Raw genomic sequence first — 10,101 nt, 5'->3', positions numbered from 1 at the left:
GGGTGGTGCCGAAATGCGCCTGCTCGACCATCGGGCAGATCATGTATTACTCCGATCATGGCCATTTCTTCGACGGCGACATCCATGATGCGACCACCGGCCTGCACAAATGGGCGCTGGAGGCCAGCCAGCCGGTGATCGAACGCATCGTGCGGGGTCGCCAGACCTATGCCTTCACCTGCGTGCGGAACCCCTATACCCGGATCCTGTCTTCCTTCTTCGACAAGATCTGCGGCATCCAGAGGAACGGCAAGCGCTACCGCGGCAATCTGGTGCCGCTTCTGATCCAGAAATACGGGATCGAGGTCGGCGGCGAGGACGGCAAGCAGGAGTTCGACCAGATCGCCAGCTTCCGCCGCTTCCTGCTTTTCGTCCGCGACACGATCCGCTGGAAGAAGCCGATGGAGCCCGACATCCACTGGTCGGCGATGGCGGGCCATGTCGCGACCTTCATCGTCAACGGCGGGCGCTACAACCACATCTTCTTCACCGAGGCGTTCAATCCCGGGATGCAGGTGGTGCTGGACAACATCCAGGTGAAGCACCCGGTCGACCTGGCGCAGATTCCCCGCTTCAACGAAAGCGAAGGGCATGGACCCAAGCGCGCCCACGCGGTCGAGGCCTATTTCGACGACCTGTCGATGCATCTGATGTGGGAGATCTACAAGCGCGACTTCCAGCTGTTCCGCTATGATTTCGACAACCCGGCGAACAAGATGCCGAAGGGCCCGGTTGACCTGGACGAGGTTCACGCCAAGCTGGGCGACTAGGGTCCCTCCCCGCGCGACTTGGTCTTCTTCTCGGAAGACCCGCGAGCGGCGACGGAGTCATCGACGAGCGGGGAGGATCACATGACCGAACATACCGGCGGCTGCTTGTGCGGGGCCTTGCGTTTCACAGCATCCGGCGCCCCCTACCGGGTGGGCATCTGCCATTGCATGGATTGCCGCAAGAACCACGGCGCCCTCTTCCATGCCTCGGCGATCTTCCCGGAAACTGCCGTCACCATCACCGGCACATTCCACAGCTTCCGCGACCGCAGCTTCTGCCCCGCCTGCGGCTCACCGGTCTTTGCCCATATCGAGGACGAGATCGGCATCAATCTCGGGGCGTTCGATGCTCCGGACCAGTTCCGCCCGACCTACGAGCTGTGGACCATCCGGCGCGAGGGCTGGCTGCCGGAGTTCGACGGGATGCGGCACTACGAGAAAGACCGCGGTGGCGGTCGGACCGAAGGCTGAGGTCCGCCCCGGACCTGATCCGGGGCGGGGCAAAGATCACACCGGGTCCTGTGCCCCTGCCCCCCGGAACCACCGGACGATGGCCGCCCGCTCTTCCGGTTCGATGAAGCTCAGGTTGCCCGGCGGCATCGCATGGGTCACGCCCGCCTGCAGATAGATGCGCCGCGCCTCATGCGCGATCTGGGCCTCGGTCTCCAGCACCACGCCCTTCGGCGGCCAGTGCAGCCCCTCCCAGCCCGGTTCCGCCGCATGGCACATGCTGCACCGGCCCTGCACGATTCCCACCACCTCCTCGAACCCGTTCGCCGAGGCATAGACCAGCGCCTCGCGGTTCATCGCCTCGCCCTGCGCCTCGCCCTCGGCCGCCCGCATCGGGGCGGTCGACAGCCAGGCGATGATCAGGAACAGCAGCACGGTGACGAACCAGGTCCAGTGCGGATTGCCCGCCCGGGCGTGCTTGGTGTTGAACCAGTGCCGGATCGTCACCCCCATCAGGAAGACAAGGCTGGCGATCACCCAGTTCCACTGGGTCGCAAAGACCAGCGGGTAATGGTTCGACAGCATCAGGAAGACGACCGGCAGGGTCAGATAGTTGTTGTGGGTGCTGCGCTGCTTGGCGATCTTGCCGTATTTCGGATCCGGCTTCCGCCCCGCCTTCAGGTCGGCCACCACGACACGCTGGTTCGGCATGATGATGAAGAACACGTTCCCCGACATGATGCTGGCGGTGAACGCTCCCAGATGAAGCATCGCCGCCCGGCCGGAAAACACCTGGGTGTAGAACCAGCTCATCGCCACCAGCACCCCGAAAAGCGCGACCATCAGCACCGTCTGGTTCGCGTTCACGAAAACCTTGCACAGCGTGTTGTAGGCGATCCAGCCGAAGGCCAGCGACGCCAGCGAGATCGCCACCGCCTGCCAGACCTCCAGCTCCATCACCGTCGGGTCGATCAGGAACAGTTTGGCCCCGAGGTAGTAGACCAGCACCAGCATGGTGAAGCCCGACAGCCAGGTCGCATAGCTTTCCCATTTGAACCAGACCAGATGGTCCGGCATCGAGGCGGGGGCGACGAGGTATTTCTGGATATGGTAGAACCCGCCGCCGTGGACCTGCCATTCCTCGCCATCCGCCCCGCTTGTCAGGTTGCGGTCGCGGTGCAGCCCAAGGTCCAGCGCGATGAAATAGAAGCTCGACCCGATCCAGGCGATGGCGGTGATCACATGCAGCCAGCGCGCCGCGATCTCGACCCATTCCCCCAAGACGACCCAGTCATACATCGCCATCCCTCCCCGGTTTATCCGCAAACGCTATCCTGCCCGGCACCTTTCTGTTAATCCATAGAAAGCCCGCATCACTTTCAACCCGGTCCGAACAATGGCCCCCGCATGTCCTATGTGAACAACATCCGCATGTTCGTCCGTGTCTACGAACTGGGCAGCATGTCCGCCGCCGCCCGTGACCAGCGCACCTCGCCCGCCGTCGCCTCGGCCCGGATCTCGGAACTGGAGAAGCACCTGGGCGTAAGGCTCTTCAGCCGCACCACCCGCAGCCTGCAACCGACCGAGAATGGCCGCATCTTCTATGACGGCGCGCGGCGCGTGCTGGAAGCCATCGACGATGCCGAGGCCGCCGTCATGGACGTGACGCAGAACCCGCGCGGCACGATCTTCGTCGCCGCCCCCCTGGGCATCGGGCGCCGCCTGATCGCGCCCCGCGTTCCCGCCTTCAAGGACCTCTATCCCCAGATCGACGTCCGCCTGCGCCTGTCGGACCGGGGCATCGACGTGGTGGCCGAAGGCATCGACGTGGCCTTTCACCTCGGCCTTCTCGACGATTCCACGCTCAAGGTCCGCACCATCGCCGATTGCCCCCGCCTTCTTTGCGCCGCCCCCGCCTATGTTGCGCGCCGCGGAATGCCCGCCGACGGGTCCGCTCTGGTCAACGACCGGCACGACTGCCTGAACCTGCGCTTTCCCGGCGCGAAGGAATTCCAGTGGACGCTGCAAACCCCCGAAGGCCCGCGCCGGTTCGAAATCTCCGGCCCGTTCGAGAGCGATGACGGCGATGTCCTGACCGGCTGGGCGCTGGACGGGCGGGGCATCGTGCTGAAACCGCTGTTCGAGGTCGCCGACCACCTGCAAGAGGGCCGGCTGGTCCCCGTCGCCATCGCCACCCCGCCGCTGCCGATCCAGCTTTCGGCGCTCAGCCAGCACCGCAGGCTGAAGGACCCCAAGGTCCAGCTCTTCACCGACTACATGGCCGCCCAGATTCGCGACGACCTCCGCCGGACGTAGGGTGGGGTTCCACCCCGCCAAACGAAAAGGGCGGGACCGCGGCCCCGCCCTTCCCCAAATCCGAAGACCCGAAGCCTTACATCGGCAGCGGCTGGCCGTTCACCAGGATCTGCATCCCTTCCTTGGCCTCGATCTTCGAGGTCAGCGTATCGTCACCCGCCGGAACCATGAACATGCCCATCATCATCCGCGCGCCCATGGCGTCGTCTTCCGACAGGAGACCGGTCTTGATCAGCCCGTCGATCAGCGCGTTGGCGCCGGTCACGGTCACATTCGCCTCACCCAGCGGCATCGGGATGCCCATCGAGTTGTCGAAGGTGAAGGCCCCGGTCCCGGCCAGCGCCGCGCCCGCGACTTTCAGGCCCAGTTCGGTGATGTTCAGGCTTTCCGGCTGCGGGATCGGCGGCTGCACGCCGCTTTCCTCGGCCGTGACCAGGGTCGGCAGGTCGATCTTGGTCTTGCCCGAGATGTCGATGGCGATCTGCGCCGCATCGCGCGGCAGCGCCGCCTGCGGGTCGAACAGGCCCCAGGCTTCCTCGTTCAGGCTGAAATCGGCAAGCTTCAGGACGAAGGAATAGTCGCCCGCCGCCTCGGTCGCGATGACCGGCGAGGTCATGTCGAACTCCATCGGCCCGGCCGTCACCTTGACCGGCACCGGCATCATGCCCGCGCCCGACTCGATGTTCAGCCCTGCCGCCTGCGACTTGATCGAGAACGTGTCCTTGTTGAACAGGACAGTCCCCTCGCCGGCGCCCGCATCCATCACCAGGTCCATCGGCATGAAGGCGCTTTCCTGCTTCACCGTGCCCTTGGACTCGCCCTGTTTCGAGGTCAGCGTGAAGCTCATCCCCTCGTTCAGCGCGGTGGTGAAGTCCGCCGCCGACTGGATGGACGCCAGCGCGATGGTCGAAGGCAGCGCGAAGTCGACCGACATGTCGATGCCCGCGGTCTCGCTGGTCGAGGTCTGCTTCAGCTGCATCCCCGGATCGTCCGAGGTCGTGGAATAGGCCAGCGTATCAGCCTTGATGTCCAGGCCGAAGGTCCGGTTGGTGCCGGGGGTGTCGGAATAGTTGCCCGACAGGTTGGTCAGGCCCACATTGCCCGAAGCCGCCACCTTGGGCGCTTCCGACCCGTCGAACGAGGCGCCCGGATAGGTCGTGTCGTAGATCACGTCCAGCTTGGCCGCCGCATAGTCATAGGTCACGCCGCCATCCGCCTCGCGCGCGGTGATCGTCAGCCCGTCATGCGTGAGCTTCACCGAGCCCTCCGCATCGCCCGACATCGCCACGCCGATATCGGCCCCGGGCGCGATCGCGACCGATCCGTCCGACTGTTCGGTCAGCGTCATGTCCGAAATGGTGATCCCCGCTACGCCTTCCGGCGCGATCGACACGCCGTTCAGCGTCAGGACGCCGGCCGAGTTGTTCTCGGTCGCCGCCGAGATCGTCAGCCCGACCAGAGCGCCGGCATCCTTCCAGGACTGCCACACCTGATCCGCGGTCAGCGCGGCATGGGCGGTGCCCGTCATCAAAAATGCAAGGGCCGGAGCGGCCAAATAAGTCTTCATCCGAAACATGCGGTTCTCCTTGAAGCCGAAAAAAATTGCCACGCCACATAAGGCCTGTCGCACAAGATGCGCAAGTGACGGTTTCACAACCTTTTCGGCGCAGGAAAACCCCCGCTTACGACCCGCGATAGGTCGAATAACCGAAGGGAGAAATCAGCAGCGGCACGTGATAATGCTGGCTGGCATCCGGCACCCCGAAGCGGATCGGGATTTCGTCAAGGAAAAGAATGCCTTCGCCCGCCTGGCCCGAGGCCCGCAGATAGTCGCCCGCGCAGAACACCAGCTCATAGACCCCCTCGGTCAGCTTGGCGCCTTCCAGCAGCGGCCCGTCGGTGCGGCCATCCGCATTGGTGACAACTTCCATCACCTTGCGGTGGCTCTGTCCGCTCTGGCGATACAGCATGATCCTGACCCCCGCCGCAGGCTTGCCCTTCGCGGTGTCCAGCACATGCGTCGAAAGCCGTCCCATCTTCGATCCTCCCTTTGCGTCGCCCCATCTGACCATGAATCCGCACCCTATGCGACCCGGCCTTGAACGCATATGACTTTCCGTGAAATCCTGAAAATACTCTTCCGGATTCTCCCCTAGTCTTCCGCCTGAAGGAGACCTCCCGTGACTCACCCGGCAAACCGCTACCCCCGAGATTTCCGCGGCCATGGTGCCAATCCCCCCGATGCCCGCTGGCCCGGCGGCGCCAAGATCGCCGTGTCCATCGTCCTCAACTACGAAGAGGGCGGCGAGAACAACATCCTGCATGGCGACGCCCAGTCCGAGGCCTTCCTGTCCGACATCGCCGGGGCCGCGCCCTGGCCGGGGATGCGGCACTGGAACATGGAATCGATCTACGACTACGGCGCCCGCGCCGGGTTCTGGCGGCTGCACCGGCTGTTCACCGGGATGGATATTCCCGTCACCATCTATGGCGTGACCTCCGCGCTGGCCCGCAACCCCGAACAGGTCGCCGCGATGAAGGCCGCCGGGTGGGAAATCGCCTCGCACGGCCTCAAATGGGTCGACCACCGCGACATGGCCCCCGAGGAAGAGGCCCGTCAGATCGCGGAAAGCTTCCGCCTGCACGAGGAGGTGGTGGGTGAGGCCCCGCAAGGCTGGTACACCGGCCGCTGCTCGGTAAACACCGTGCAGCTGACCGCGGAAACCCGGCGCCTGGCCTGGATTTCCGACACCTATGACGACGACCTGCCCTATTGGCGCGAATATGGCGACCATGACCAGCTGGTGATCCCTTACACGCTGGAAGCCAACGACATGCGCTTCGCCACCGCGCCGGGCTACATCACCGGCGAGCAGTTCTACCAGTATCTCAAGGACAGCTTCGACACGCTTTACGCCGAAGGATCAGCGGGTTCGGCGAAGATGTTCTCCATTGGCCTGCACTGCCGCCTGATCGGCCGCCCCGGCAAGATCGCCGGGCTCAAACGCTTCCTCGACTATGCGAAATCGCATGACGGCGTCTGGTTCCCCCGCCGGATCGAGATTGCCGAGCATTGGCGGAAAACCCATCCGCACAAGCGGTTCGAGCGTCCCTCGCAGATGACACGCGAACGTTTCGTGGACCGCTTTGGCAGCATTTTCGAACATTCCCCCTGGATCGCCGACCGCGCCTTCGACCTGGAACTCGGTCCCGCGCATGACAGCGCCGCGGGCCTGCACAATGCGCTGACCCGCATCTTCCGCTCCGCCTTGGCCGAGGAACGGCTCGGCGTCCTGAAGGCTCACCCCGATCTCGCCGGGAAACTCGCCGCCGCGAAGCGCCTGACTGCAGAGTCCACCGCCGAACAGGCCAGCGCCGCGCTCGACGCCCTGACCGATCAGGAACGCGCGGCTTTCCAGCGGCTGAACGCGGATTATGTGCAAAAGCACGGCTTCCCCTTCATCATCGCCGTGCGCGACAACACCAAGGCCACGATCCTGCAGGCCTTCCAGACCCGGCTGGCCAACGACACGCCGACCGAATTCGCCACCGCCTGCAAACAGGTGGAACGCATCGCCGAACTTCGTCTCAAGGACCAACTGCCATGACCGACAAGCATCCCGGCTACTACGCCCCGCCCGGCGGCCTGCCCCCCCAGACCGCCCTGATGACCCAGCGCGCGGTCTTCACCAACGCCTATGCCTTCATCCCCAGGGGTTGTTTCTCGGACATCGTCACCAGCTGCCTGCCCGGCTGGACCAAGACCCGCCTCTGGCTGATCGCCCGGCCCATGTCGGGCTTCGCCGAAACCTTCAGCCAATATGTGATGGAAGTCGCCCCCGGCGGCGGTTCCGACGCGCCCGACCCGGATATGGGCGCCGAACACTGGCTCTTCTTCACCAGGGGCCTCGCCACCCTCACGCTCGACGGCACCGGCTACGAGATGGAGGAAGGCTCCTACGCCTATCTTCCCCCCGGCACGCAATGGACCCTGCTTGCCGAAGGCAGCCAGCCCGCCCGCTTCCATTGGTTGCGCAAGATCTACGAACCCGCACCCGGCACGCCCGTCCCGGAAGCCTTCGTCATCAACGAACGCGACGTTCCCGTCCGCTGGATGCCCGACACGGGCGAGCGCTGGGGCACCACCCGCTTCGTCGAACCCGACGACATCCGCCACGACGCGCATGTGAACATCGTGACATTCCAGCCCGGCGGCGTGATCCCCTTCGAGGAGACCCATGTCATGGAACATGGCCTCTACGTCCTCGAGGGCAAGGCGGTCTACAAGCTGAACCAGGACTGGGTCGAGGTCGAGGCGGGCGATTTCATGTGGCTGCGCGCCTATTGCCCGCAGGCCTGCTATGCCGCAGGGCCCGGCCGCTTCCGTTACCTCCTCTACAAGGACGTGAACCGCCACGCCAAACTGCGCGGTCCCGGCGCTTTCGGGCCGGTGAAATGAGGCTTTCTATTCCTGACTTTCCCACCGCGCGCGCGAGGGGCGTGAAACCCTTCGCTCCCGCACCTGCCACCGGACGCCGCGCATGAGAACCCTGACCCCCGCCCCCCTCACCGCGGCGGCCTTCGCCGCCTTCGGCGATGTGCTGGAAGCCAGCGGCGAGCATCGCCTTATCAACGCCGGCCTCTGCCAGCGCCACCACGACCGCGCCGGGCTCGACTTCGGCGATGCAGGCCGCGCCGGGATCTCCATCTTCCTGGCCGAGCCCCGCGCCCTGCCCTACAGCTTCGACCTGATCGAACGCCACCCCGAAGGCTCGCAGGCTTTCCTTCCGATGACCGAACACCCCTTCCTCGTCATCGTCGCCGCCAGCCCCGAAGCGACCCCGCAGGCCTTCCTCACCAATGGCGCGCAGGGCATCAACCTGCACCGCGGCATCTGGCACGGTGTTCTCGCCCCCCTGCACGCTCCTGGCCTCTTCGCCGTGGTCGACCGCATCGGCACCACGCCGAACCTCGAGGAACACCGCTACACCGCCCCCTGGACGGTCCTCGCGCCCTGAAGGGTGCCCTAACCGGAGCGCACGCAGGGGCAGTGCGCAGACGGCGCGAAGACAACAGCCCCAAGGGAAAAGGAAATCACCATGACCACGCATCCCGTGGATGAGGTCCTGCCGCCGCCGAAGCTCTTCGCCCTGGGCCTGCAGCATGTCCTCGTCATGTATGCCGGCGCCGTCGCCGTGCCGCTGATCATCGGCCGCGCCCTGAAACTGGAACCCGCCGACGTCGCCTTCCTGATCTCGGCCGACCTCTTCGTCTGCGGTCTTGCCACGCTGATCCAGTCGCTCGGCGCGACACAGTGGTTCGGCATCCGCCTGCCCGTCATGATGGGCGTGACCTTCGCCGCCGTCGGCCCGATGGTCGCCATGGCGGGCGCCAATCCCGGCCCCGAAGGCGCCCGCGCCATCTTCGGCGCGATCATCGCCGCCGGGATCATCTCGATCCTGATCGCCCCGCTCGTCAGCCGGATGCTGCGCTTCTTCCCGCCCGTCGTCACCGGCACCATCATCCTGGTGATCGGCGTCAGCCTGATGCGGATCGGCATCAACTGGATCTTCGGCAACCCCGTCGGCCCCACCGCGCCCAGCATCATCGACCCCGCCCATGCCGCCTGGCTGAAGGCCGTGACCGAGGGCGCCGCCGCGGGCACCATCACCGGCCTGCCCGACCTGCCCGGCACCTTCGCCCCCGCCGCCACCCTTCAGAACGAGGCCTATGCCCCCCTCGGCAACATCGCCATCTCCGCCATCGTGCTGGTCGCCATCCTTCTCATCGCCCGCTTCGCCAGGGGCTTCGTCGCCAATATCTCCGTCCTTCTCGGCATCATCATCGGCGCCGTCCTCGCGGCACTCCTTGGCAAGATGACCTTCGCCAAGGTCGCCGATGCCGCCTGGTTCGACATCGTCACCCCCTTCCACTTCGGGATACCGACCTTCGACCTCGTGATGACTGTCACCATGACCCTGGTGATGATCGTGGTGATGATCGAATCCACCGGCATGTTCCTTGCCCTCGGCGACATGACCGGCAAGCCCGTCACCCAGCGGATGCTGTCGGCAGGCCTCAGGACCGACGGCCTCGGCACGCTGATCGGCGGCATCTTCAACACCTTCCCCTACACCTCCTTCAGCCAGAACGTCGGCCTCGTCGGCGTCACCGGGATCAAGAGCCGCTTCGTCTGCGTCGCCGGAGGCCTGATCCTGATCGTCCTCGGCCTCGTCCCCAAGATGGGCGCGCTGGTGGAATCGGTGCCGACGATGGTGCTGGGGGGCGCGGGCCTCGTCATGTTCGGCATGGTCGCCGCCACCGGCATCCGCATCCTCGCGGGGGTCGACTTCGCGAAGAACCGCAACAACCTCTTCATCGTCGCGGTCTCGCTCGGCATGGGGATGATCCCGCTCGTCGCGCCGAACTTCAAGCAATGGATGCCGCATGACATCCACCCGCTGATCGAAAGCGGCATCCTCCTCGCCTCGGTCGCCGCCGTGGTCCTCAACGCCTTCTTCAACGGCGCCGCCGACGCGACCGAAGAGATCAAGGCCGCCGCCTC

Annotated in this window: 10 protein-coding genes; 7 read left to right on the top strand and 3 right to left on the bottom strand. The window is 65.4% G+C overall.

Annotation, left to right across the window (positions count from 1 at the left end):
* The first annotated feature begins 2 nt into the window (after window positions 1–2).
* Together V7Q39_RS15850 and V7Q39_RS15845 are read left to right on the top strand one after the other, a co-directional pair.
* Window positions 3–770: a sulfotransferase family protein gene (locus tag V7Q39_RS15850; RefSeq protein WP_333817581.1), complete on the top strand. Its 768-nt coding sequence runs from the start codon at window positions 3–5 to the stop codon at window positions 768–770.
* A gap of 81 nt (window positions 771–851) precedes the next feature.
* On the top strand, window positions 852–1,241 hold the full coding sequence (locus tag V7Q39_RS15845) for a GFA family protein (protein ID WP_333817580.1): 390 nt from the start codon (window positions 852–854) through the stop codon (window positions 1,239–1,241).
* Window positions 1,242–1,277: 36 nt separating this feature from the next.
* Here V7Q39_RS15845 and V7Q39_RS15840 read toward each other — a convergent pair whose 3' ends face one another.
* Window positions 1,278–2,519 carry a urate hydroxylase PuuD gene (locus V7Q39_RS15840; RefSeq protein WP_333817579.1) on the bottom strand — a complete coding sequence of 414 codons (1,242 nt, stop codon included), beginning with the start codon at window positions 2,517–2,519 and terminating at the stop codon, window positions 1,278–1,280.
* Window positions 2,520–2,627: 108 nt separating this feature from the next.
* Between V7Q39_RS15840 and V7Q39_RS15835 the strand changes: the two genes are divergently transcribed.
* On the top strand, window positions 2,628–3,536 hold the full coding sequence (locus V7Q39_RS15835) for a LysR family transcriptional regulator (protein WP_333817578.1): 909 nt from the start codon (window positions 2,628–2,630) through the stop codon (window positions 3,534–3,536).
* A 76-nt stretch (window positions 3,537–3,612) separates the two neighbouring features.
* Here the strand turns inward: V7Q39_RS15835 and V7Q39_RS15830 are convergent, their stop codons facing one another.
* Both V7Q39_RS15830 and uraH read right to left on the bottom strand, forming a co-directional pair.
* On the bottom strand, window positions 3,613–5,064 hold the full coding sequence (locus V7Q39_RS15830) for a DUF2125 domain-containing protein (RefSeq protein ID WP_333817577.1): 1,452 nt from the start codon (window positions 5,062–5,064) through the stop codon (window positions 3,613–3,615).
* Window positions 5,065–5,218: 154 nt separating this feature from the next.
* Window positions 5,219–5,572, bottom strand: a complete 354-nt coding sequence (gene uraH / locus V7Q39_RS15825) for a hydroxyisourate hydrolase (protein ID WP_333817575.1) — start codon at window positions 5,570–5,572, stop codon at window positions 5,219–5,221.
* 144 nt (window positions 5,573–5,716) lie between these two features.
* Between uraH and puuE the strand changes: the two genes are divergently transcribed.
* From puuE to V7Q39_RS15805, 4 genes are all read left to right on the top strand, one after another.
* Window positions 5,717–7,144, top strand: a complete 1,428-nt coding sequence (gene puuE, locus V7Q39_RS15820) for an allantoinase PuuE (RefSeq protein WP_333817574.1) — start codon at window positions 5,717–5,719, stop codon at window positions 7,142–7,144.
* Window positions 7,141–7,995: a bifunctional allantoicase/(S)-ureidoglycine aminohydrolase gene (locus V7Q39_RS15815; RefSeq protein WP_333817573.1), complete on the top strand. Its 855-nt coding sequence runs from the start codon at window positions 7,141–7,143 to the stop codon at window positions 7,993–7,995. The genes puuE and V7Q39_RS15815 overlap by 4 nt, the downstream gene beginning before the upstream one ends.
* 82 nt (window positions 7,996–8,077) lie before the next feature.
* On the top strand, window positions 8,078–8,554 hold the full coding sequence (locus tag V7Q39_RS15810; protein WP_333817572.1) for an ureidoglycolate lyase: 477 nt from the start codon (window positions 8,078–8,080) through the stop codon (window positions 8,552–8,554).
* A gap of 81 nt (window positions 8,555–8,635) precedes the next feature.
* Window positions 8,636–10,101: nucleobase:cation symporter-2 family protein (locus V7Q39_RS15805; RefSeq protein ID WP_333817571.1), on the top strand; the 1,466-nt coding region annotated here is incomplete at its 3' end.

Source organism: Tabrizicola sp. (assembly GCF_036781545.1).
In the GTDB taxonomy this organism is placed as follows: Bacteria; Pseudomonadota; Alphaproteobacteria; order Rhodobacterales; family Rhodobacteraceae; genus Tabrizicola.
The sequence above is the reverse complement of the archived record's forward strand: the minus strand, read 5'-3'. Positions and strand labels throughout refer to the sequence as shown.

Coding starts and splice junctions, on each gene's coding strand:
- V7Q39_RS15845 (WP_333817580.1), top strand. CDS start 852: ATGACCGAACATACCGGCGGCTGCTTGTGCGGGGCCTTGCGTTTCACA.
- V7Q39_RS15840 (WP_333817579.1), bottom strand. CDS start 2,519: ATGTATGACTGGGTCGTCTTGGGGGAATGGGTCGAGATCGCGGCGCGC.
- V7Q39_RS15835 (WP_333817578.1), top strand. CDS start 2,628: ATGTCCTATGTGAACAACATCCGCATGTTCGTCCGTGTCTACGAACTG.
- V7Q39_RS15830 (WP_333817577.1), bottom strand. CDS start 5,064: ATGACGGGCACCGCCCATGCCGCGCTGACCGCGGATCAGGTGTGGCAG.
- uraH (WP_333817575.1), bottom strand. CDS start 5,572: ATGGGACGGCTTTCGACGCATGTGCTGGACACCGCGAAGGGCAAGCCT.
- V7Q39_RS15815 (WP_333817573.1), top strand. CDS start 7,141: ATGACCGACAAGCATCCCGGCTACTACGCCCCGCCCGGCGGCCTGCCC.
- V7Q39_RS15810 (WP_333817572.1), top strand. CDS start 8,078: ATGAGAACCCTGACCCCCGCCCCCCTCACCGCGGCGGCCTTCGCCGCC.